Origin of the sequence: Nocardia alba NBRC 108234 (assembly GCF_001612665.1) — a bacterium.
In the GTDB taxonomy this organism is placed as follows: Bacteria; Actinomycetota; Actinomycetes; order Mycobacteriales; family Mycobacteriaceae; genus Nocardia; species Nocardia alba.
Genome location: NZ_BDAX01000002.1, coordinates 730,681 through 753,224 on the forward strand (window position 1 = coordinate 730,681; position 22,544 = coordinate 753,224).

Here is a 22,544-nt window from a genome sequence, read left to right on the forward strand (position 1 = left end):
CCACATTCCGCGAATCGAGCAACCGCGCCCGTGCCGAGTCAGCGATCCGACACCGATGACGAGCAGCGCCGACTCCGCCCCCGGGCCATCGGGTGGGTCTGCCATCGCTCCCGGATGACTCCGAGCCACCGCCACGCGACGAGAACCGGCAAGTGACCGAACTCAGGCGCGCGTGATGCGAAGCGGAAGAGTCGCGTGGCGGCGGACGAAGAGGCTGGGTACCCACCGTGGTGACTCGGCGTCGATGAGGCCGAACCGCTCGGTGCGTTCCAGGAGCAGGGTGATCGCGGTGGTCGCTTCCAGCCGGGCCAGTGCGGACCCGATACAGAAGTGGGCTCCCGCGCCGAATGCCGCATGGGCACGGCCGCGCGGCCGGTGCAGGTCGACGACGTCGGGATCCGGGTAGGCGGCGGGGTCGCGATTGGCGGCACCCCACAGCAACAGCAGGTGGCTTCCCGCGGGCAGATCGACGCCGCCGAGCCGAGTGTCGGCCACTACGTGGCGGTGGTGGCCGCGGAAGGGCGACTCCAGGCGCAACACCTCATCGAGGAACGCGGGCACGAGTTCGGGTTGTTCCCGCAGGCCCGTCTGTAGTGCGGGGTCGGTGGCGAGCAACCGCGCCGCCGACGCGATCAGACCCGCGGTCGACTCCCCGCCCGCACCGATCAGTTGCACCACGATCAGTACCGCCTGCTGCTCGTCGATGGCGCCCGCCGCTATCGACGCGACGAGTATCTCGAGCAGCGTTCGCGGCGAATTCGTCTGGACTACTCGCGTTTTCGCATGGTTGATCGCGAGGTACGCGTAGTGGGCGAGCTCGGCCGCCGAGGTGATCAGGGCGGGCATCCGACCGTCGGCCACGACACCGCCCAGCATCTCGGTGGAGTCGTACGCCAGCGGCAGCAATGTCGGCGCGTCACCCCCCGGCACGCCGACGAGTTCGGCGATCACCGCCAGCGGCAGTCGATCCGCGACCCCGGTGGCCCAGTCGATCCGATCGCCGTCGAGTTCCTCCGCCCACAGCCGTTCGGTCAGCGCGGTGACGAACGGGCCGAGCGTGCGCACGCGTTTGGCCAGCGCCGGCCCGACGATGCCACGGTGGGCGGCGTGGATGTCACCGTCGGCGGTGGCGAGCACATGGACCCCCTGTCCGGTCGCGTCGAGGTCGAAGGTGGTCGGCGCGCCCCCCGGCTGGGCGACGAGCACACCGGTCAGATGCGAGGAGAACTCCGCCGGGCGTTGGGTCGCCTCGGTGACCGCGGCCCAGGAGGCGACGAGGTAGAAATCGGTGCCGGGGACTCGGTGGACGGGGGCTTGTTCGCGCAGCGCGCGATACATCGGGTAGGGGTCGTCGAGTACCGCCGCGTCGAACAGGTCGATCGCTTCGAGGTCCGTGGTCATGGCCGCCGCCTTTCCTGGTCGGGCTGTCGGCGCTCACCGTGCATCGAGGAGAGGCGGGCGGTCAACGGCTGTCTCAGCATGAGATTGCCGGGAAAGCTCGCAGACACCGGCCCGGCGAGTATTTCGGCGAAAATGCTCTCGGCCTGGTCTAATTCGGCTAGACAGATTCCATCGAACGTCTCACCCTGAGAAAGACGAGCCTGGAGGGTTGCCCGTGACCGACCGTGTGGACTGGCTGACCGGCGGTGACCGACGCACCATCGCCGTCGACCGCATCGAACGCGCCGCGCTCGCGCTGTTCCTCGAGCACGGCATCGACAACGTCACCGCCGACGACATCGCCGCGGCCGCGGGGTGCTCGCGCGCGACCCTGTACCGCTACGTCGGCGGCAAACCACGACTGGTGCGCGCCGTGATGGTCAGGGCCGCCGGCTCCGTTGTCGCGCGCGTCGAGGCGGTCGTCGACACCGTCGCGCCCCGCAGCCGACCCGTCGAGGCGATCCTGGCCGCCGTCGCCGCGATCCGCGCCGATCCGGTGCTGCGCCAGTGGCTGATCCGGCACCGCTCCCCCGATACCGATGAATTTCTCGCCGGCGCACCGGAACTCGGCCACATCGCGACAGCGCTGACCAGGATCGCCCCCGACGACGAAGCAGCGGGCTGGGTCGTGCGCGTGGTCTTGTCGCTGCTCACCTGGCCACTGTCCGACGCCGCGGCGGAACGTCACCTGGTCGAACGATTCGTCGGTCCCACGCTGCGCGCGGGCTGAACCCGGTCCGCGCTGTTGTCGCCAGCTCAGCCGCGGTGGTGACGACTCTCGTAGGCGACGCGTTCGGCTTCGGACCGACGACGTTCGGCCTCGTTCGCCAACGCGGGATCGAACCCGTGGCTGACCAGGCGGTGGCGCCGATACACGTAGACCAGCGCCACGGTGAAGTAGACCAGCGGCAGGTACAGCAACGCCATCATCGACAGCCCGATCCACAACGGGCCCGGCACCAGCAAGAACAGGCACAGCACCGGGAGCACGGGCAGCAGGAACCGCATCAGGTATCGGCGGGTCGCACCGGGGCCGGTGAGGTCGGCCAGCACCCAGTCCGCCATCGAGGGCGGCAGAGTGCCGCCGGTGGTGTAGCGAACGCGCTGCCACAGATTCGGGGAGGAGTTGCTCATGACCGCTCTCTCACGTCGCCTGCGCGTCGCGCGGCCGCGTTCACCCGGCCGAGGACATCGCGCAATTCTTCCAGATCCGCCAAGCTCACGCCGAGGCGCGCGACGACGGCGGGCGGGATCTGCTCGGCCTGTTCGCGCAGGTCACGGCCCATCTCGGTGAGGTCGATGTGCAGTGTGCGTTCGTCGTGCGGATCGCGGCGGCGGGTGATGAGTCCGGCGGATTCGAGCCGCTTGAGCAGCGGTGACAGGGTCGCGGAGTCGAGCTGGATCGCCTCGGCGACCGCCTTCACCGACATCGGCGCCTCACCCCAGAGAGCCAGCATCACCAGATACTGCGGATGCGTCAGGCCCAGCGGTTCGAGCAGCGGGCGGTAGACCGCCAGCACCGATCGATGTGCCACCGCGAGGGCGAAGCACACCTGCCGGTCGAGGCGCAACGGGTCGTCGAGCTCCTGCATCGTCCACCACCTTCCTTCGCCCACACACTATTACGCCACCAACTGTTAGTGCAATAACTATTAGTGGCGTCACAGTTGAGCCGGGACGAGGCGTATCAATCGCCGCTCATGGCATCGGCAACGGTGGTGTCTGCGGGAATTTCACGGGCAGCGCCGCGAGCGACCGATGGAACGGGCCGGGCCGCCACACCAGTTCCTCGACAGGAACGGCGAGGGTCAATTCCGGGAGCGCGTCGAGCAATTGGTCGATCGCGTCCTGCACGATCAGGTACGCGACCGGCTTGGCCGGGCAGCCGTGTGGGCCCGCACTCCAGGCCAGGTGCGCCCGGTTGTCGACGACATCGCGCCCGGCGATGGCCGGATCGTTGTTGCAGGCCGACATGCTGATGACCACCGGTTCGTGCGCGGGCAGCCAGGTGTCGTCGACCAGGGTCGGCTGTCGCGGGTAGGTCATGCAGAAATTGGCCAGTGGCGGGTCGGTGAACAGCACTTCGTCGAGCGCGTCACGGGTGGACAGGCTGCCGCCGAGCACATCGCCCGCGAATCGGTCGTCGGTGAGCATCAGCCGCAACGTGTTGACCACCAGGTTCAGCATGGGCTCGATGCCCGCGCCGTAGAGCACCAGCAACTGGTGCACCATCTCCTCGTCGGTCAGCGCCGCCTGGTGCTGGAGTAGACGGGTGGCGACATCGTCACCGGGTTCGCGTTGACGCAGCCCCACCAGATCGGCCAACGCGGAGGCCAGCAGGTTGTTTCCCGCCTCGGCGTCGTCGCCTTCGAAGATCTGCGCCATTCCGGTGGCGACCTGCTGTCCGATCTCGGGTGTGCACCCGAGCATCGAGTTCAGCGCCTGGAACACCAGCGGAAACGCGTACTGACTCAACAGGTCCGCCGACCCGACCGCGCAGAAGCTGTTGATCAGCGGGATGGCGAACTGTTCGACAGTGCTGTGCATCGCGTACAGATCCACCCCGGCGATCCCGGCGACATTGGCCTGCCGGTATCGGGCATGCTCGGCGCCGGTCGTGCGCAGCGCGGCCGGGCGGAACTGCAGCATCGGCAGCACCGGGCAGTCCAGCGGGATGTCACGTTGCCACATCCGGGGGTCGGCCGGGAAGTGCTCCGGATCGTTGAGGATGCGCACGGCGGTGTGATAGCCGATCACCAGCGTGGCCCGGATGCCCGGCGACAACTCCACCGGCACCACCGAACCGAACCGGCGGCGCATCTGCTGGTAGGCAGCCTGCGGATCGGCGGCGAACTCGGGTGCCCACATCGCCACCCGTTCGTCGGCGGCGATATCGACCGTCATGACGCTGTTGCTTCCTGTCTGCGAAAAAGGTACTCCGCCAAGGTGATCAGCGCCCGCAGGCCTTGATCACGACGACGTGCGTCGAGCGCTATCACCGGGGTATCGGGGGCGAGGTCGAGCGCCTCACGCACTTCCTCGAGCGGGTAGCGCCGGAATCCTTCGAATTCGTTCACCGCCACCGCGTACGGCACGCCACGCTGTTCCAGCGCCGAGAGCACGTCGTCGGCCTTCTCGATCCGCCGAGTATCGACCAGCACCAGCGCGCCGAGGGCGCCACGAGCCAGTTCCTCCCACAGCGGGGCGAACCGTTCCTGCCCCGGCGTGCCGAACAGATACAGCGCCAGTTGCGGATTCAGGGTGATGCGGCCGAAATCCAGTGCGACAGTGGTCGACACCTTGGTGCCCAGGCCCGCCATGTCGTCGACACCGATGCTGGCCTCGGTGATCGTCTCTTCCGTCCGCAGGGGCCTGATCTCGGACACCCCGCACACGAAGGTCGTCTTGCCGACGCCGAAATTACCTGCGACCAGGATCTTCACCGACCGCGTCACGGTTTCCGCGACGTAGTCGACCTCATCCCGCGATGGCGCGGAGGCCATGCAACACCTCCTTGATCAGTGCGAGTTCGGGCTTCACCTGTGCCGGAGTGGGGCAGTGCAGGTGGCCGCTGTCGAGCAGATCGGAGACGATGATCTTCACGACGGAGGCGGGCAGGTCGAGATAGGCCGACAGCTCGGCGACCGACAGCGCGCCGCGGCGGCTGGTGAGAGCCAGCAGGCGACGTTGTTCGGGGCGGTGATCGGGGCGCGCGTCGTCGACGGCACGGACCAGGGTCACCAGATCCAGATCGTGGCCGGCCCGCACCCGCCCGCCGGTGCGCACATAGGAGCGCACCAGGTCGGGATCACGCCTGCCGCGGCTCAATTCCTCCCGCCTAGGCGGGGCGCGCTGCCGATCTCGTGACCGACGCGCGAGGCCAGTTCGTTCATCCGATGCGCCACCAACGCGACGTCGACATCGGTGGTGGTGGCGACACCGAGCAGCGCGCCCGCCCCGGCGGCGGTGATCATGATCATGCCCTCGTCGTACTCGGTCATGTTCTGGCGCACCGTGTTCGACGGACCACCGCAGAACTCGCCGAGCGCCTTGCCGAGCGAACGCAGGCCGGACGCGGCCGCGGCGAACCGTTCGGCATCGTCTTTCAGCACGCCACGAGAGTGGGCGATGCGCAGTCCGTCATCGGAGAGCAGGACCGTGAAGCGGACGCCGGGGATCTCGAGATCCTCGAGCAGCCACGCCAATCGGTTGGTGCTATCGGCTACCGGTGTGCTCATCGGCTGTTCCTTCCGTGGTTCGCTCGGCCGCAGCGGCACGACCGCTGCGGGATCCGCTGCGCCAGGCAGCGGCGAGGTCGGGGCGCGCCTGCCCCGACTCGATTGTTACCCCCGCCGAATCCGGGGCAACCGGTCTACGGCGGCGTTTTGGCAGCCCGCCGCTGGTGATCTCGTGGACGTCGGCGCCGGGCGATTCGAGTTCGGCGACCGGCACCGGAATGTGGGCGGGTGCGGCGAGTTCGGGCTCGGGCAACCGCGGCGCGTCCCCGCTCACCAGCAGCGCCGACGGTACATACACCATGGCTCGCATGCCACCGAAGATGTTGGGCCCGTCGACGTGCACGGAGAATCCGTAGCGCCGGGCCAGCGCCGCGATGCCGGGGAAACCGACCTTCGGCGCGGGACCGAGATCGTGGATGTCGACCGGGCGTTCACCGCTGAGCACCAGGCGCGCGTCCTCCAGCTGCTCGGGACTCATCCGCATGCCCGCGTCGTCGATGATCACGGTGACGCCGTGATGGCCCTCCTGGAAACCGATCTCGACGAACGACGACGGCGGCGAGTAGCGCAACGCGTTGTCGAGCAGGGTCGCCATGGTGTGCACGAGCGGTTCGACCGCGCGGCTGATCACGATCCGGTCCGACTGCGCCGCCCGCACGCGCAGGAATTCCCGAACGCGCCCGGTCGCGCCGCCCGCCACATCGGTGAGCGACTGCTGTGGCCACCGGCGCCCGGGCAGACCGCCGGAGACGATCACATAGGACTGCGCCTGCCGGATCATCTGCTGCACGGTGTGGTCGATCCGGGTGAGGGTTTCGTAGATGGCGTCGTCGCGGTGTTCGCGCAGCGCGGCACTGACGACCTGTCCGAGGTCGGTGCCCAGGCTCACCACCGAGGTGCCGAAGGAGCGCACCGCGGCGCTCGTGGCCGCCCGCGAGGACGCCGAGAGCTCACCGCGGGTCTGGTCCTGGGCGGCCTGTATCTCACCCAGGCGACGCTGTTCGCCGTAGCGTTCGACCATCGCCCTGGTTTCCTCGGTCACCACGCGCAGGTCCTCGGCATGACCGGTGGCGATCCACTGCAATGCCTGGCCGAACTGCGAATCACCCAGTTCCACCGGCAGTTCCACCGCGACCGAGGGAATCTCGTGGCGGCGCACCGCGTCGGTGATGGCGGGCAGGGTGTTCTGCGCCAGGTGTATCAAGGCGTTCTCGCAGGCGAGGCGTTCCCGGATAGCGGCGTCGGCCCGCTGCCGGTGCCGACGCTCGTTGCGCATGGCCAATACACTGACCGCGATCGCGAGCAGTAACAGCGGCGCACCGATGACGAGCAACAGCACCGCAATTCCTGAGTTCATCAGATCTTTCGTCGTTCTCGACCACACGGCATTGTTGCCGGCGGCCCTCGGCGGCGCGCCCGCCGAGGCATTCACTTTTCATCGCGGAGTGATTTCGAATACTCGATTCACACGCTCCGTTTTCAGCGATCCGCACACATTAGCAGGATACGTAACGATCGCGACACGGATCTTACTGTCCGGCATCATGTTTCCCGCTCGAAACTTCCCACACTACTGGACGATTGATCTATTCTAGTTCGCTATGCCTCGAGCCGACCGTCACGGAACCCCGGGTACCGGATATTGTTTCAGCGTGGCGAAACTGAAGCTTTCCGTCGATGTCCCCGTCCCGCCGGACCAGGCCTGGGCACACGCATCCGATCTTCCGCATCTCGGCGATTGGCTGACCATCCACGAGGCGTGGCGCGGCACGTTGCCCGAGGAGCTCACGCCGGGCACCGTACTCGTCGGCATCGCCCGCGTGAAAGGCTTCCGTAACAAGGTCACCTGGACCGTACGCACCGCGCGACCGCCGCGCGAACTCGCTCTCACCGGCGCCGGCATCGGCGGCACCAAATTCGGACTCGGGCTACTCGTCGAGCCGAGCGGCAGCGGGTCGAAGGTGAGCGTCGACATCGACCTGGGCGGCGCGCCGCTGTTCGGCCCGATCGGGTCCGCCGTGGCCAAGGCACTGCGCGGCGATATCGAGCGCTCGCTGGAAATGTTCGTCAAGCTCTACGGCTGAATCCGGCACGAAAGCCCGGACCGCTTGTTCGGTCCGGGCTTTCGTGTACGACCGATCAGGCCAGCGCCACAGCTTCGGCGTCGATCGGCGCCTTCGGCTTGGTCCGCGGCAGGAAGAACGCCGGGATCAAGGTCAGCGCCGCGAGCACCACGGTGACCCAGTAGGTGTTACTGAACGCCGTCGCCGCCAGGTCGAGTCCCTGTTCGAGGACCGACGGTGGAACCTGCGCGGCGAGATCGGGCCTGGCGTTGGCGCCGATCGCGAGCTTCGCCTCCGGGTGATCGTTGAGCTGGGCAGCGAGAACCACCGACATCGTCGCCGTGCCGATCGACGCCGCGGTCTGGTTGATGATGTTCATCAACGTCGAGCCGCGCGCGACCTGCGCGTGCGAGAGCGTCTGGATCGCGGCGGTCATCACCGGCATCATGGTGCAGCCCATGCCGAGACCCATCACGAACAGCGCGCCGCCGATCAGCAGATACGAGGTGTCGGCGCCCAACTGGGTGAACCCCGTGAGGCCGACGGTGATGAACGTGATGCCGAACATGACGATCTTGCCGGGACCGATCTTGTCGACCAGGAATCCCGCGACCGGCATCGTCAGCATCGCGCCGATACCCTGTGGCGCCATGAGCAGGCCGGAATCGAACGCCGTCTCGCCGCGCACCTGTTGCAGGTAGTTGGGCAGCAGGAACCCGGCGCCGAAGAACGCCGTCGCGAACAGCGACATGGTGAGCACGGAGAAGCGCAGCGACGGATTGGCGAACAACCGCAGGTCGATCAGCGGGTGCTCGGTACGCAGCGCGTGGAACACGAACGCCACCAGCAGTGCCGCGCCGACGATCGCCGGAACCAGCACGCGCGCGTCCATCACGGTGCCCTTCTCCGGAATGGAGGAGACACCGAACAGGAACAGCGCCAGACCCGGTGAAGCCAGCAGCATGCCGAGGAAGTCGAACGATTCCGACGGCTTCGGCTTGTCGGGTGCGAGCACGATCCAGGCCAGGATCAACGCGACGATGCCCAACGGCAGGTTGATCAGGAAGATCCAGTGCCAGCTGAAGGAGTCGATGAGCCAACCGCCGAGGATGGGGCCGCAGATCGGGCCGAGCAGCATGGGCACGCCGAGCACCGCCATCACGCGCCCGATCCGCTGTGGGCCCGCGGCGTGGGTCATGATCGTCATACCCAGCGGCATGAGCATGCCGCCGCCGATACCCTGGATGACGCGGAACGCCACCAGCGACTCGATACTCCACGCCATCGAACACAACACCGACCCGATGATGAAGAAGGTCAGTGCCGTCATATAGAGGCGTTTGGTGCCGAAGCGGTCGGCGGCCCAGCCGGTCATCGGGATGACCGAGGCCAGCGCCAAGGTGTAGCCGGTCATGGTCCAGGCGACGACCTCGACAGAGGCGTTGAAATCCTGCATGAACGTCGGGATCGCCACGGTGACGACGGTGATGTCGAGAATCGACATCACCGCACCGAGGACGACGACGCCTGCCACCTTCAGTACGGCGGCATCCAACTTGTCAGTAGTGGGGTCGGGCGCCGCGGCGCCGATATCCGGAGGTTTCGTCACCGCTTAACCCAAGCACTTTTCGCTTCCGATGACCAGTGACACCCCTGTTCGTGATCTCGTCCGTGTCACACCCGCGCGATCGTCGCCGCCTCGCTCGCCATGAGCGCCGCCCGGGTCGCGACGCTGGAGGCGGGCAGCATCGGCAGCCGAACGGCCGCGCTGGGAATCTGGCCACGCTCGGCGAGTACCGCCTTGATGACCGTCGGGTTGGGTTCGGCGAACAGGGCCGCACCGAGCGCGTCGAGGCTGTTGCCGAGGGCGCGGGCCCTGATCACGTCGCCGACCTGCCAGGCCTCGATGAGATCGCCGTACTCGCGGGGCGCGATATTGGCCGCGGCCAGGATCGCCCCGTGCGCGCCGAGGGCGAGCAGCGCGGAGGCGAATCGATCGTCGCCACTGAGCACCGTCGCCGGGGTGTGCGCGGCCATCAATTCGACACTGGCCGCGTCGATTCCGCCGACGGCGTGTTTGAAGCCGGCGATATTCGGGGTGTTCGCGAGCCGAATCAGCGTGCTGCCGCTGAGCGGGCGGCCCGTGCGGTGCGGCACGTCGTAGACGAGCACCGGCGCCGGACTGACCGCCGCCAGCTGCGTGAAGTGCGCGATCACGCCCTCCTCGCTCGGTCGCACGTAGTACGGCACGACCGCCAGTACCGCCGCGACGGGCCGCGCGAGTTCGGCGATCGCCCTGACCGATTCCCCGGTGGCGTTGCCCCCCGCGCAGGCGATCAGCGGTGCGTCGCGGTCGGCGCACACGCGCGCGCAGATATCCAGGACTCGCACGCGCTCTTCGGCGGTGAGCGCGGACGGCTCCGCCGTGGTGCCGAGCGCGACGAGCCCGGTCGCCCCCGCGTCGAGGACCGAGTGCGCGTGGCGTTCCAACGCGGCGGGCTCCAGTGTCCCGTCGGCGGTGAACGGCGTGATCAGGGGAACGAAGAGCCCGTGCAGTGATGTCATCACTCCATCGTCGAGCCAGGACTACCATCAGGTCCAGTTCACATTCATGATGCCGACCGTAAGGTGAACTGATGCTCGATGTCCGCAAACTTCGCCTGCTCCGCGAACTCGCCCACCGCGGCACCATCGCCGCGGTCGCCGAGGCACTCAGCTATACGCCCTCGGCGGTGTCCCAACAGCTCACCGCCCTCGAACGCGAAGCGGGCGTCGCGCTGCTCGAACGCTCGGGCCGCGGCGTTACCCTCACCCCCGCCGCCGAGCTCCTCGTCGGACACACCGAGACGATCCTGGCCGCCCTCGAACACGCCGAAGCCGACTTGTCCCGCACCCGGGACGAACTGGCGGGAACCCTGCGCATCGGCACTTTCCCGACGGCGGCCCGTACCCTGCTGTCCCCCGCACTGGTCACGTTGAGCACCGACCACCCTCGCCTGGAACTCACCGTCACCGAGATCGACCCCGCCGACATCCCGAACGCACTGCGCGCGGGCACCCTGGATATCGCGCTCACCCATGACTACGACCTGGTCCCCGCCGACGCCGACGCGTCCTTGCAGACCGAACCCCTGCACACCGAAACCGTCTACCTCGCCACGCTGACCCCCGTGGCCACCGAGGACGCACTGGTCGCGCACCGCCGATCCGCCTGGATCGCGGGAACTCCGGGAACCCTGTGCCACACCTTGACGATCCGAGCCTGCCAGGCAACAGGATTCACCCCCCATATCCGCCACCACGCCGACGACTTCGACACCGTCCTCACCCTCGTCGCCGCGGGCGCGGGCACCGCGATAGTCCCGGCCCTAGCCCTCTACGCACCCCCTGAACACATCACCCTCACCCCCCTGCCGATCCGCCGCCACACCCAGCTCGTTTATCGGAACGGCACCGGTCTACATCCCGCCATCCACGCCGCCCGCGTCGCCCTGCACGCCGCGGCCTAGCGATACCCGGCTTCGCCGACCGGTGAGACAATCGAGGTGGTCGTGTGGAGACCGGACGAGCGACATCGAGTAGTGGGAGAAACCCATGGCACGTGTCAAGACCGGAATTGTCGATCCAGGCCTGTATTCCCGCTGTGCGCCGGACTTGACCCAGCGCACGGCGAAATTCGTCGCCGCGACGAGCGGTGCCGACTCGGTGTGGGTCATCGACCATTTGATCGGGCTGTTTCCCTCCTCGGTCTGGAAACCGAACCATGTCGGCGGCGCGCGGATCGCTCCCGCCGCGGACGCGTTCTACGAGCCGTGGACCCTGCTCGGGCGAGCGTCGGCACGGAATCGGTGGAGCCGGCTACGACTCGGGGTGGGAGTCACCGACACCGCTCGCCGGCATCCTGCGGTGACCGCACAGGCCGCCGCGAGCTTGCATCTACTCAGTGGCGGACGAGCTATTCTCGGAATCGGTCCGGGGGAACGCGAGAACAATGAGCCCTACGGTGTCGATTGGCAACGCCCGGTGGCGCGCTTCGAGGAAGCGGTGGCGACGATTCGGGCGTTGTGGGAATCCAACGGTGAGCCGATCTCCCGGGATTCGGAATTCTTCCCGCTGCGCGACGCGGTCTTCGCCCTGCCTCCGCACCGCGGCACCCGACCGGAGCTCTGGATAGGGGCACACGGGCCGCGCATGCTCAGGGCGACCGGTCGATTCGCCGATGCGTGGCTGCCCGCCTTTCCGAGTAGCCCGGCCGAATATCGCGACAGGCTCGATACCATCCGGGCCGCGGCCTCGGACGCGGGACGCGACCCGGCCGCGATCCGAGCGGCCGGCTGGCATTGGATCGTGACCGCGAAGACGCGAACGATCGTCGACGAGATTCTCGACTCGGCCGTGATCCGCGCCTACGCGCTCGCCGCGTCCGCGCGGGCCTGGGCACGCCACGGTGTGGAGCATCCGTTGGGTCCCACGTTCTCCGGTGCACAGGACATTCTTCCGCAGACCATCGACGAAGCCACCGCGCTGGACTACGGTCGTCGCGCACCCCGGTCGTTGATCAGCGAGATCTTCCAGGTCGGCACACCGGCAGAGGTGATCGACCAGTTCGCCGAACGACACGACCACGGCCTGACCTACGCCGTGATGGTCGACCTCGGCGCATGCCACCCGAAACTGCGCACGGGCCTGCGAACCGGGTCATCGTTCGCCGCGGTCGCACGCGGAATCCGCCGGTTGTGACACTGCGGCGAGGTCGGTGGCGGCCAGGAAGGAAACTGCCACCGACCTGGTGACCAAGGCCCGCACCGCGGCGCCGAACCGCTCGCCGACCGGGACCCGAAACACCGCGATCTACGCGGTTCTGTCGCGGTGAGCGCCGCGCTGCCTGGTACGGGTGGCCGAGACGGGGTCGATGTCGGGCATGGCCCACTGGGCGGACAGGGCGAGGCTGGGTTCACGACCGGAAGCCACGTGGCGGTAGGCGATTTCGGCGGCCGCGTCGGGGTCGTTGGCGGCGATGGCGGCATAGAGGGCTTCGTGTTCGTCGCACTGGGTACCGGGGTCGCGCTCCTTGGTCAGATGGAACAGCCACCGGACTCGGGATTCCAAGGGGCGCAACAGCGATTGCAACAGTGGGTTGCCCGAGACCTCGACGATGACAGCGTGAAAGCCCGCGTTCGCGGCGGCGATCGCGGCTTGGTCGCCCCGCGCGGTCGCCTGGCGGGCCGCGGTGAGCTGTTCTCGCAGAGCGGCGAGGTCGCCCGGTTCGGCGCGGTCGGCGGCCAGGCGCGCCGCCAGCACCTCCAGACTCTCGCGAACATCGAAGAGGTCGCGGACGTCGGTCACGGTGAACGGGGCGACGATCGCGCCCTGCCTCGGCACGATCACGACGAGGCCCTCACGTTCGAGCAGCTGCAACGCCTCGCGCAGCGGGATCCGCGAGATGGCCAGCTCGGTGGCGAGGTCGCGTTCCACCAGCCGCTGCCCAGGACTCAAGCGCAGGTCGATGATCCGATCGCGCAACTGCTCGTAGGCATGATCGCGCAGCGACTTCTTCGCCGGTTCCGCTGCCACCGCACCATCCTTCTGCTCCCGCACGTCCCTACGGTAGCCCGCTCGGCGCATGCGACCGTTTCTTACTTTTCGGTAATCCGCCCGTCATCTCCGAGCCGCAGGCTGACACTTAACGGTATACCGCTAAGTGAGCGGTACGTTCGATCAAGGAGTACCCCGTGCACAAGTCCACTCGGCGCGCTGTCGCCGTCGGCTCGGCCGCCCTCGCCGCCGCTGCCCTCCTGTCGGCCTGCGGTTCCGCGGATACCACGGCGTCGGGCGGCAAGCTGAAGGTCGGCGTGTTCTTCCCCGGCTCGCTCTCCGACACCGGCTTCATGCAGTCCGGATACCTCGGCTACCAGCGCGTCGCCGACGCGCTCGGCGACAAGGTAGAACTCAGCAAGGTCGAACAGGTCGCGGCCAGCGACTATCAGCAGGCCCTGGTCCGTTTCGCCTCGACCAACGATCTGGTGATCTCGCTCGGCGGCCAGACCGACGCCGACGTGCGCAAAGTGGCACCGCAGTTCCCGAACGTGAAGTTCGTCGAGATCGGCGGACCGGCCGACGCCAAGCCGCTCGCCAACCTCGCCTACTACGACCCGCAGCAGGCCGAGGCCGAATTCCTCAGCGGCGCGGTGTCGGCCGCGGGGTCCAAAACTGGCGCGGTGGCCTTCGTCGGCGGTGTCGAACTGCCCGCGATCGTCAACGCCGCCAACGCCTTCGGCAACGGCGCACGATTCGCGAAGCCGGACGCGAAGGTGCTCACGCCGCAGTACCTGGGCGACTTCAACGACCCCGCCAAGGCCAAGCAGGCCGCACTGGCCGACTACGGCGCGGGCGCGGGCACGCTCGGTCAGATCGTGAACCTGGGCAAGGCGGGTATGGAACAGGCCGCGACCCAGGCCGGCGCCACGATGGTGGGCGGTCCGATTCCCGGCGACTGCGCCAACCCCGCCTACCTGGGTTACGTACACACCGATATCGGCACCGAGGTCGAGTTCGCGGTGCGGGCCGTACTGGACAACTCGTGGAAGGCCGAGAACGTGCGCTTCGGGCTGACCTCACCCAACGACGGCACCGATTTCGTGTTGTGCAGCAAGGATTCCGGGGTCGCCGACGCCCTCGCGAAGGCGAAAACGGCCCTGTCCACCGGCGCGGTCAAGCCGTACTGATCCACGATGAGCACTCCCGCATTGACCCTGCACCGGGTCGGTAAGCAGTTCGGTGCCGTGCAGGCGCTGCACGAGGTGGACGTCACTGTCGAATCCGGCACTGTCCATTGCGTTCTCGGCGAGAACGGCGCGGGCAAATCCACGCTGTGCAACCTCGTCTTCGGTGGCTATCGCCCCGACGCGGGCCGAATGCTGCTGGGCGGTGCCGACTTCCGGCCCGACTCCCCCGCCGCCGCGATGAGAGCGGGGGTCGCGATGGTGCACCAGCACTTCAGTCTGGTCACCACCATGACCGTCGCGGAGAACCTGCTGCTCACCCAGCACGGGCTGCGCGTGCGTCGCAAGGATCTGACCGACCGGCTCGGCGAGATCGCGCAGCGTTACCGCCTGCGCGTCGACCTCGACCAGCAGGTCGCGACGATGCCGGTCGGCGCACGACAGAAGGTCGAGATCGTGAAGGCGTTGCTGCGCGATCCGTCGCTGATCCTGCTCGACGAACCGACGGGAGTGCTCGATCCGGCCGAGATCGATGCCTTGATCGACACCTGCCGCGCCATCGCCGCCGATGGCAAAGCGGTGGTGCTGGTCACGCACAAGCTCGGTGAAGTGGCCAGGGTCGCCGATGCCGCGACGGTGCTGCGCCGGGGCACGGTCGCCGGTGGCGGGCGGATGTCGAATACCACCATCGCCGAACTGCTCACCGCGATGGTGGGACGCACGGCCGCGAACCTCGATCCGACAGTCGCCGCGACGATCGGCGCGCATTCCGCCGACGCGGCGCAGACAGCCGCCGTCCCCGCCACGTTCGCCGCATCGGGCTCACCGGCACCGGATCTCGCCGACGACCAGGTCACCGAGCGCGACGCCGAATTGATTCCATCTCGAACTCAGCGCGGGGCCGAGTCCGGCTCCCCCACAACGGTTCTCACTATCGACCGGGTCACCGTGCATCGCGCCGACGGCAGCGCCGCGCTGGCGGACGCGCGGCTGGTCGTGCGGCCCGGGGAGATCGTCGGAATCGCCGGCGTCGAAGGCAACGGGCAGAGCGAACTGGTCGCGGTCCTCGCGGGCGGCACCCCGGTCAGCAACGGCACCGTCACGCTCGCCGATACCGATATCACCACCGCGAGCCCCGCGACCCGAACCCGGCTCGGTCTCGGCGTCGTGCCCGAGGATCGCCACCGCGACGCGATGGTCGCCGAGATGACCCTGGCGGAGAACCTGTTCCTCGGCCGACTCGGCCGCTTCCGACGCTTCGGCCTGCTCGACAAGCAGGCGATGGGCCGCGCCGCCAAGGCCGAACTCGACCGCTTCGATGTGCGCGCGGCCGGACCGTGGGTGCCGATGGGCTCGCTCTCGGGCGGCAATCAGCAGAAGGTGGTGCTGGCCCGCGAACTGTCCACGGCGAACCTGCGCTGCCTGGTCGCCGCCCAGCCGACGCGCGGATTGGACATCGGCGCAGTCGATTTCGTGCTCACCCAACTGCGTCGCGCGGCCGCCGACGGCTGCGGGGTGCTGGTGGTCTCGAGCGAAGTACCCGAACTGCTGGCGTTGTGCGACCGGGTGTTCGTCGCGTATCGCGGGGCCCTCGCCGGACCGGTGGAGACCACCGATCCCACTGCGGCACAACAGATCAGCGAATTGATGATGGGAGTCGCGGCATGAGCGCACCGAGTCGGGTCACCACGGCGCAACCCGCGCCGCCACCTCGACGCACCGCGCAGGCCCTGCTGCGCGCGGCGGGTGGGCCCGCGACGACCGGCCTGCGCCAGTGGGTACACCATCCGATCGTCGTCGCCGTCGCTGCGATGATCGCCGCGGGGTCGATCGGGCTGGCCCTGGCCGCCGGCGCCGGCGCGGCCCCCGGCGCGACGATGGCCGCCCTGTGGGAGGGCATGTTCGGCAGCGACTACGCGATCGGCGCCTCACTCAATGTCGCGGCCACGCTGATGCTGGTGGCCGTCGGCTTCACCATCGCCCACCGTGCCGGGCTGGTCAATGTCGGTGGCGAGGGCCAGATCTGTGCCGGTGGTATCGCCGCCACCGCGATCGGCACCACGCTCACCGGGGCACCCGCCGCGATCACCCTGCCCGCGGTGCTGATCGGGGCGGCGACCGCGGGCTGGCTGTGGGCGGCCATCGCGGCCTATCTGCGGGTCGCCCGCGGCACCAGCGAGATCATCACCACCCTGCTGCTCAACTTCGTCGGCCTGGCGCTGGTGCTGCTCGTCGTGCACGAGCCCGCGCTGCTGCGCCAGCCGGTGACCTCCTCGGAGACGCTGCCACAGTCCGAGCCGCTCACGGCGGCGGCGCAGCTGCCGCTGCTGGGCATCGAACGCTCACCCGCCACCATCGCGCTGTGGATCGCTGTGGTGGCCGCGTTCGGCACCGCGATCCTCGTGCGCCGCACCGCACTCGGTACCCGATTGCGTGCGGTCGGGCTCAATCCCGACGCGGCGGCCCGGCTCGGACTGCCGGTGCGGCGGCTGCGTTTCCTGAGTCTGTCGGCAGCGGGCGCGTTCTCCGGTGTCGCGGGCGGGCTGCTCGTGGCGACCGCGCCGTTCGTCCTGGCCGAAGGGTTCTCCTCCGGATACGGATTCTCCGGTCTGGTCGTCGGACTGCTGGCCCGTGGCTCCTTGGCCGCCGTCGTCGCGGTGTCGCTGCTGCTGGGCTTCCTGGTCTCCGGCGGGATCAATCTGCAGCTGGCCGCGAATGTGCCCGCGTCGACCATCTCGGTCGTGGAGTCGCTGATGATCGTGTTCATCGCGGGCGCCGCGATCTGGACCTATCGCCGCCGCAAGGCCGAACCCACCGCACCACCACCGGTTTCCTCGATGGTTACCGCCGAGCCGGCGGGAGCGCCACGATGAGCCTCGATACCGTCACCGATATCGCCACCAGCGGAGTCGGTTTCACCCTGCCCATTCTCGTGGCCGCGAGTGGTGAGCTGGTCAGCGAGCGCGCGGGCGTGCTCAATCTCAGCCTGGAGGCGATGATGCTCACGGGCGCGTTCGCCGGCGTGCTGGGCGCCGTCACCACCGGTTCGCCGGTGCTCGGGGTGGCCACCGGGGTGATTGCCGCGCTGATCTTCGGTGCGCTGCAGGCGATCTGGAGTATCGGCTTGCGTGCCGACCAGATCGTCGTCGGGATCGCGAGCAACGCGCTGGCGCTGGGCGCTACCACCTACGGTGCGCGCCTGCTGCTCGCCGACGGCAAGGGCCACACCGTTCCCGGTTTCGACGCGCTGCGAATTCCGGTGCTGCACCGCATCCCGGTCCTCGGTCCGGCCCTGTTCGGGCAGACCGCGCTCGGCTATCTGTGCATCGTGGTCGTCGCCGTCTCGGCGTTCGTGTTCTCCCGTCGCACCAAGCTGGGTCTGATGATCGACGCGATCGGTGAGGACGCCGTCGCGGCCGACCGCACCGGTTTGCCGGTGAAAGCGGTTCGCTACGGCTGTGTGCTGCTCGCCGCGTTCGCCGCGGGTCTGGGCGGTGCGCAACTGGCGCTGTCGGAGGTGCATTCGTTCAGCGACAACATGACCGGGGGCATCGGCTATCTCGCCGTGGTCGCGGTGATCGCGGGCCGGTGGCGCGCGCTCGGGGTGATCTGGGCGTCGGTGTTCTTCGGTCTCGCCCAGGCGCTGCAGTTCGCGTTGCCCGCGCTCGGTGTCGATGTGCCGTTCGCGTTGCTGGTGATGCTGCCCTATCTGATCGCGATCATCGCCGTCAGCGGCTTGGTCGGCAGCAGCCGCTCGCCGCGCGACCTCACTGTCGCCTTCGCCCGAACTTCCTGACCTGCCACTCTTTTCGTAGGAGCCACCGTTGACTCTGATCCTGTCGCACTCCGATGTGACCGCCGTCCTCGACCGCGGTGAGGTGCTCGCCGCCGTCGAGCGCGCGCACGCCGATCTGGCGCTGGGCACCGCGTTCGTCCCCGCCCCACCGGCGATGACCCTCGGCGAGGCGGCTTTCGTACCGATGGTCGCCGCCGCCGAATCCGCCGGTGCCGCCGCGGTGAAGCTGCTCGCCGACCTGCCCGCCAATCGCGAGCGCGGCCTGCCCGTGCAGCGGTCGGTGATCGTGGTGACCTCGGCGGCCGACGGTAGCTGCGAGGCACTGATCGACGGACGCCTCGTCACCGCCGTCCGCACCGCCGCCGCAAGTGCGGTGGCGACGAAACACCTTTCCCGACAATCGAGTTCGGTACTCGGTGTGATCGGCGCGGGCAATCTGGCCGTCGAGCACACGCGCGCGATAGCGACCGTGCGGACGCTCGAGACTGTGCTGGTCTGGTCGCGCAGCGCGGCCACGGTCGACCGATTCCGCAGTGCGATAGCCGATCTCGGCCTCGAGGTGCGCGCCCTCGACAGCCCGGAGGCGATCACCCGGGCCGCCGACGTGCTGTGCACCCTCACTCCGTCACGCGAACCGATCGTCCACGGTGCCTGGTTCGGCGCCGGTCTGCACGTCAACGCCGTCGGCGCACCGCCGAGGGCGGATCACCGCGAGGTGGACGGCGAGGCCATGCGCCGGTCCAGGGTCGTCGTAGACTCGATCGGCACCACGCTCACCAAGTCCGGCGACACCCTGCTGGCCATCGCCGAAGGCGCGATCACGCAGGACGCGGTGAGCACCGAACTGGGCGAGGTGATCGCGGGCCGGGCATCCGGCCGTCGCGACGACCACGACATCACATTGTTCAATTCGGTGGGCATCGGCCTGCAGGATCTGGCCGCCGCCCGCCTGCTCATCGACAAGGCCCGCGCCAACGGCATCGGAACGGAAGTGGATCTCACCTCATGAGCGAGCTGACCGATCTCGACATCACCCATCTGCGCCGTGCCATCGACCTGGCCGGGCACGCCACCGCGCTCGGCGATCGTCCTTTCGGCGCGGTCGCGGTAGGCCACGACGGCGCGGTCCTGGCCGAGGGTGTGAACGCGGTGAACACCACCGGCGATGTCACCACCCACGCCGAACTGGTCGCGATCACCCTCGCGACCGCCGCGGGCCACGCGGCCGAACTGGGTGGCGCCACGGTCTACGCCAGCGGCGAGCCGTGCCCGATGTGTGCCGCAGCGATGGTGTGGGCCGGGGTCGGCCGTATCGTCTTCGCCGCGGCCGCGGCCGAATTCGGGCCGATCATGCCCGCGGGCACCAGCTTCGGACTCACCTGCGCCGAGGTCGTCGCCAGCTCGAACATAGCGGTCGAGGTCAGCGGACCACACCTCGGCGAGGAAGCGCTCGCCGTATTCCGCGCGGCCGCGAAGAACTAGCCCGAAGACACCGAGGGCGCGGCGCCGGATCGACGCCGCGCCCTCGGTGCCCGGTCTATTTCACCGGGACAACCTCGACTGGCTCACCCAGCTCACGCTGTTCCTCGATCGCCTCGGGAGTGCCCGGCACCTGGGTACCGCGCAACGAGACGCCCTTGGTCTCGATGAGGAAGAAGGACGAGACGAGGCCGACCGCGCACGCACCGAACATGTAGTACGCGGGCACCATGTTGTTGCCGGTCGCGCTGATGAGCGCCTCGTTGATCACCGGGGCGGTACCACCGAACATCGAGGTGGCGACGTTGTAGCCGATCGCCACGCCGGCGAATCGCACGATCGTGGGGAACATCGCGGGGAACGTGGCCGAGATGGTCGCCAGCTGGGGCGCGTAGAGCAGGCCGAGGATCGCGAAGCCGACGATGGCGCCGGTCAGCGAGGACCCGATCAGGTGGTAGACCGGGACGACCGCGATCATCATCGCCGCGCACGAGAACATCCACATCGGTTTGCGCCCGATCCGGTCCGACAGCGCGCCGAGGAACGGCAGAACGCACAGCATCGCGAGCTGGCCGATCAGCGGCACCAGCAGGGCATCGGATTCCTCCATTCCCAGCGTGGTGCCCAGGTAGGTCGGGGTGTAGCTGAGCAGCGAGTAGTTGACCACATTGAGCGCGATCACCAGGCCGAACAGGGTCAGCACCGGACGCAGGTACTTCGTCGCCAGATCGCGGTAGACGCCGGAGACCTGCTCGATCTCGTCCTTGCTCTCGACTTCGCGGAACACCGGGGTGTCCTCCACCCGGCTGCGCAGGTACATGCCGATCAGGCCGAGCGGACCGGCGATCATGAACGGGATGCGCCAACCCCACGAATCCATCGACGCGTCGTCGAGCACATTCACCAGCAGCAGTGCGACCAGGTTGCCGAGGGTGAAGCCCGCGAGTGTGCCGACTTCGAGGAAACTGCCATAGAATCCGCGCTTGCGATCCGGCGCGTATTCGGCCATGAATGTCGCGGCGCCGCCGTATTCACCACCGGCGGAAAGTCCCTGGATCATGCGCAGCGCGTACAGCAGAATCGGGGCGCCGATACCGATCATGTCGAAGCTCGGAATAAGGCCGACGGCGAGGGTCGATCCGGCCATCAGAATAATCGTTGTGGCGAGCACCCGTTTGCGCCCGATGCGGTCACCGAGCGGACCCCAGATCATGCCGCCGACCGGCCGGATCAGGAACGATACGGCGAAACCGAGAAGTGTGTAGACCACCCCGGACTCGCCGTCACCGGGGAACAACGACCTGGCGATATAGGTCGCCAGATAGGCGTAGACACCATAGTCGAACCATTCGACCGCATTACCGATCGCGGACGCACCGATTGCTCGGTGCAGCACCGATTTCGATTCCTTTGACATCTACAGCACCCTCTCGTCGTCGCCTTTCACGAATACCCGGCCACTGTTCGAGCAAACGTTACGAGCGCGCGAAGAAAGGATTTGTGGCCGCTGTCGAGCTACTCGGCGCAGGTGAGGGCAGCGAGCTTTGTCGCGAGGACGGTCTTCTCCCGTTCGTTGCCGCACCGGCGGATGGCCTCGGTGAGCTCCGCACGGGCTTCGGTGGTGCGGCCGAGCCGGGTGAGCAGTTCACCGCGCACGCTGGGCAGCAGGTGCGAGGTGGACAGAGCACCGGATGCGGTGATCTCGTCGACGATCGGCAACGCCGCGGCCGGCCCGTCGGCCATCGACACCGCGACGGCCCGGTTGAGGTCGACCACCGGTGAGGGCGCGAGCCTGCTCAGCGCCTCGTACAGCACGACCACCCGTTCCCACTCGGTCCGCTCGACCGACGGTGCGACGGCGTGACATTCGGCGATCGCGGCCTGGAGTCCATAGGCGCCCAGACCACGACCGACCGCGCCGGCTCGCACCAGCGCGGCACGGCCGCGCCGGCTCGCCGAGCGGTCCCAGCGGCGCCGGTCCTGTTGTTCGAGCAGGACCGGCTCCCCACCGGGACCGGTGCGGGCGGGGAACCGCGCCGCGGTCAGTTCCAGCAGCGCCAGCAGTCCGAAGACCTCGGGCTCGTCGGGCATCAACCGAGACAGCACGCGGGCCAACCGCTGCGCCTCCCCCGCCAGGTCGAACCGGATGAGGTCGTCGCCGGTACTGGCCGAGGATCCTTCGGTGAAGATCAGGTAGATGACACCGAGTACCGATCCCAGCCGGGCCCGGCGCTCGGCGGCGGTCGGCACCTCGAAGCGGACCTCGGCGGCGCCGAGGGTCTTCTTCGCCCTGGTGATTCTCGCCTGCACGGTCGCGGTCGGCACCAGGCACGCCTTCGCGATCTCGTCGCTGGTCAGACCGCCGACGACGCGCAGGGTCAGTGCCAATCGCGCCTCCCGGGAGAGCACCGGGTGACACGAGATGAACATCAGCGCGAGCACGTCGTCATCGATCTGATCGGGATCCCACAGCACATCCTGCCCGGCCCGCACCGGGTCGCCGCCGGTGAGCGCGTCGCCCTCGCCGAGATCGGCGGCGAGGGCGGTGTAGCGGTCATCGAGGGCGGCGCGACGCCGGAACGCGTCGATGGCCCGGCGCCTGCCGACGGTGAGCAACCATCCGGCCGGCTGCCGTGGCACGCCTTCGCGCGGCCAGGTCACCAGCGCCTCGGCGAAGGCCTCCTGGGCGAGATCCTCGGCCATCGCGAAGTCGCGGGTGTAGCGCGCGAGCGCGCCGACGATCCGGGCCGATTCGATCCGCCAGACCGCGGCGACGGCCTCACGGCCGGAGTGGTCGCTCATCGTG

The 22,544-nt window shown here is 68.4% G+C and carries 23 protein-coding genes; 10 read left to right on the plus strand and 13 right to left on the minus strand.

What is annotated here, in order from left to right; genetic code table 11:
* Nucleotides 1-162 precede the first annotated feature (162 nt).
* A complete protein-coding gene (locus tag NA12_RS05000) occupies nt 163-1,401 on the minus strand; it encodes a cytochrome P450 (protein ID WP_067446500.1) in 1,239 nt (412 codons plus the stop codon).
* A 214-nt stretch (nt 1,402-1,615) separates the two neighbouring features.
* Between NA12_RS05000 and NA12_RS05005 the strand changes: the two genes are divergently transcribed.
* Complete coding sequence (locus NA12_RS05005) at nt 1,616-2,170, plus strand: TetR/AcrR family transcriptional regulator (RefSeq protein ID WP_067447497.1); 555 nt, start codon at nt 1,616-1,618, stop codon at nt 2,168-2,170.
* 26 nt (nt 2,171-2,196) lie between these two features.
* On the opposite strand, the gene NA12_RS05010 is transcribed toward NA12_RS05005, so the two are convergent.
* From NA12_RS05010 to NA12_RS05040, 7 genes are all read right to left on the minus strand, one after another.
* The gene (locus NA12_RS05010; protein WP_067446503.1) at nt 2,197-2,574 is read right to left on the minus strand and encodes a DUF5313 family protein; all 378 of its coding nucleotides are present in this window, start codon (nt 2,572-2,574) and stop codon (nt 2,197-2,199) included.
* Nucleotides 2,571-3,032 carry a MarR family winged helix-turn-helix transcriptional regulator gene (locus NA12_RS05015; protein ID WP_067446506.1) on the minus strand — a complete coding sequence of 154 codons (462 nt, stop codon included), beginning with the start codon at nt 3,030-3,032 and terminating at the stop codon, nt 2,571-2,573. The genes NA12_RS05010 and NA12_RS05015 overlap by 4 nt, the downstream gene beginning before the upstream one ends.
* A gap of 106 nt (nt 3,033-3,138) precedes the next feature.
* Nucleotides 3,139-4,344 (minus strand): cytochrome P450 family protein, encoded by a 1,206-nt coding sequence (locus tag NA12_RS05020; protein ID WP_067446509.1) that lies wholly within the window; start codon nt 4,342-4,344, stop codon nt 3,139-3,141.
* On the minus strand, nt 4,341-4,943 hold the full coding sequence (locus NA12_RS05025) for a GTP-binding protein (RefSeq protein WP_067446512.1): 603 nt from the start codon (nt 4,941-4,943) through the stop codon (nt 4,341-4,343). The genes NA12_RS05020 and NA12_RS05025 overlap by 4 nt, the downstream gene beginning before the upstream one ends.
* On the minus strand, nt 4,918-5,268 hold the full coding sequence (locus NA12_RS05030) for a DUF742 domain-containing protein (RefSeq protein WP_067446514.1): 351 nt from the start codon (nt 5,266-5,268) through the stop codon (nt 4,918-4,920). The genes NA12_RS05025 and NA12_RS05030 overlap by 26 nt, the downstream gene beginning before the upstream one ends.
* Complete coding sequence (locus tag NA12_RS05035; RefSeq protein WP_067446517.1) at nt 5,265-5,678, minus strand: roadblock/LC7 domain-containing protein; 414 nt, start codon at nt 5,676-5,678, stop codon at nt 5,265-5,267. Before NA12_RS05035 ends, NA12_RS05030 begins: the two co-directional genes overlap by 4 nt.
* Nucleotides 5,656-7,035, minus strand: coding sequence for an ATP-binding protein (locus tag NA12_RS05040; protein ID WP_067447499.1), 1,380 nt, complete (start codon nt 7,033-7,035; stop codon nt 5,656-5,658). Before NA12_RS05040 ends, NA12_RS05035 begins: the two co-directional genes overlap by 23 nt.
* Nucleotides 7,036-7,330: 295 nt before the next feature.
* Here NA12_RS05040 and NA12_RS05045 point away from each other — a divergent pair, with 295 nt between their 5' ends.
* Nucleotides 7,331-7,762 carry a type II toxin-antitoxin system Rv0910 family toxin gene (locus tag NA12_RS05045; protein ID WP_067446520.1) on the plus strand — a complete coding sequence of 144 codons (432 nt, stop codon included), beginning with the start codon at nt 7,331-7,333 and terminating at the stop codon, nt 7,760-7,762.
* Between the two features lie 55 nt (nt 7,763-7,817).
* Here the strand turns inward: NA12_RS05045 and NA12_RS05050 are convergent, their stop codons facing one another.
* Both NA12_RS05050 and dapA read right to left on the minus strand, forming a co-directional pair.
* A complete protein-coding gene (locus NA12_RS05050; RefSeq protein WP_084472357.1) occupies nt 7,818-9,350 on the minus strand; it encodes a DHA2 family efflux MFS transporter permease subunit in 1,533 nt (510 codons plus the stop codon).
* Nucleotides 9,351-9,415: 65 nt separating this feature from the next.
* Nucleotides 9,416-10,306 (minus strand): 4-hydroxy-tetrahydrodipicolinate synthase, encoded by an 891-nt coding sequence (gene dapA, locus NA12_RS05055; RefSeq protein WP_067446523.1) that lies wholly within the window; start codon nt 10,304-10,306, stop codon nt 9,416-9,418.
* A gap of 71 nt (nt 10,307-10,377) precedes the next feature.
* Between dapA and NA12_RS05060 the strand changes: the two genes are divergently transcribed.
* On the plus strand, nt 10,378-11,250 hold the full coding sequence (locus NA12_RS05060; protein ID WP_067446525.1) for a LysR family transcriptional regulator: 873 nt from the start codon (nt 10,378-10,380) through the stop codon (nt 11,248-11,250).
* Nucleotides 11,251-11,335: 85 nt separating this feature from the next.
* Entirely contained in the window at nt 11,336-12,481 is a 1,146-nt protein-coding gene (locus tag NA12_RS05065; protein WP_067446528.1) for an LLM class flavin-dependent oxidoreductase, read from the plus strand.
* Nucleotides 12,482-12,592: 111 nt separating this feature from the next.
* Here NA12_RS05065 and NA12_RS05070 read toward each other — a convergent pair whose 3' ends face one another.
* A complete protein-coding gene (locus NA12_RS05070; protein WP_067446531.1) occupies nt 12,593-13,366 on the minus strand; it encodes a GntR family transcriptional regulator in 774 nt (257 codons plus the stop codon).
* Between the two features lie 107 nt (nt 13,367-13,473).
* On the opposite strand from NA12_RS05070, the gene NA12_RS05075 reads away from it, so the two are divergent.
* The 6 genes from NA12_RS05075 (at nt 13,474) to NA12_RS05100 (ending at nt 19,741) form a co-directional block, all read left to right on the plus strand.
* A complete protein-coding gene (locus tag NA12_RS05075; protein ID WP_067446534.1) occupies nt 13,474-14,466 on the plus strand; it encodes a BMP family protein in 993 nt (330 codons plus the stop codon).
* A 6-nt stretch (nt 14,467-14,472) separates the two neighbouring features.
* On the plus strand, nt 14,473-16,131 hold the full coding sequence (locus NA12_RS05080; protein WP_067446537.1) for an ABC transporter ATP-binding protein: 1,659 nt from the start codon (nt 14,473-14,475) through the stop codon (nt 16,129-16,131).
* Nucleotides 16,132-16,274: 143 nt separating this feature from the next.
* Nucleotides 16,275-17,336, plus strand: a complete 1,062-nt coding sequence (locus tag NA12_RS05085) for an ABC transporter permease (protein WP_067447503.1) — start codon at nt 16,275-16,277, stop codon at nt 17,334-17,336.
* A complete protein-coding gene (locus NA12_RS05090; protein ID WP_067446540.1) occupies nt 17,333-18,259 on the plus strand; it encodes an ABC transporter permease in 927 nt (308 codons plus the stop codon). The genes NA12_RS05085 and NA12_RS05090 overlap by 4 nt, the downstream gene beginning before the upstream one ends.
* Before the next feature lie 28 nt (nt 18,260-18,287).
* Nucleotides 18,288-19,268: an ornithine cyclodeaminase family protein gene (locus tag NA12_RS05095; protein WP_067446543.1), complete on the plus strand. Its 981-nt coding sequence runs from the start codon at nt 18,288-18,290 to the stop codon at nt 19,266-19,268.
* Nucleotides 19,265-19,741: a nucleoside deaminase gene (locus NA12_RS05100; protein WP_067446546.1), complete on the plus strand. Its 477-nt coding sequence runs from the start codon at nt 19,265-19,267 to the stop codon at nt 19,739-19,741. Before NA12_RS05095 ends, NA12_RS05100 begins: the two co-directional genes overlap by 4 nt.
* A gap of 55 nt (nt 19,742-19,796) precedes the next feature.
* On the opposite strand, the gene NA12_RS05105 is transcribed toward NA12_RS05100, so the two are convergent.
* Both NA12_RS05105 and NA12_RS05110 read right to left on the minus strand, forming a co-directional pair.
* Entirely contained in the window at nt 19,797-21,155 is a 1,359-nt protein-coding gene (locus tag NA12_RS05105; RefSeq protein ID WP_067446549.1) for an MFS transporter, read from the minus strand.
* Nucleotides 21,156-21,253: 98 nt separating this feature from the next.
* Nucleotides 21,254-22,540, minus strand: coding sequence for an RNA polymerase sigma factor (locus NA12_RS05110; protein WP_067446552.1), 1,287 nt, complete (start codon nt 22,538-22,540; stop codon nt 21,254-21,256).
* Nucleotides 22,541-22,544: the final 4 nt, after the last annotated feature.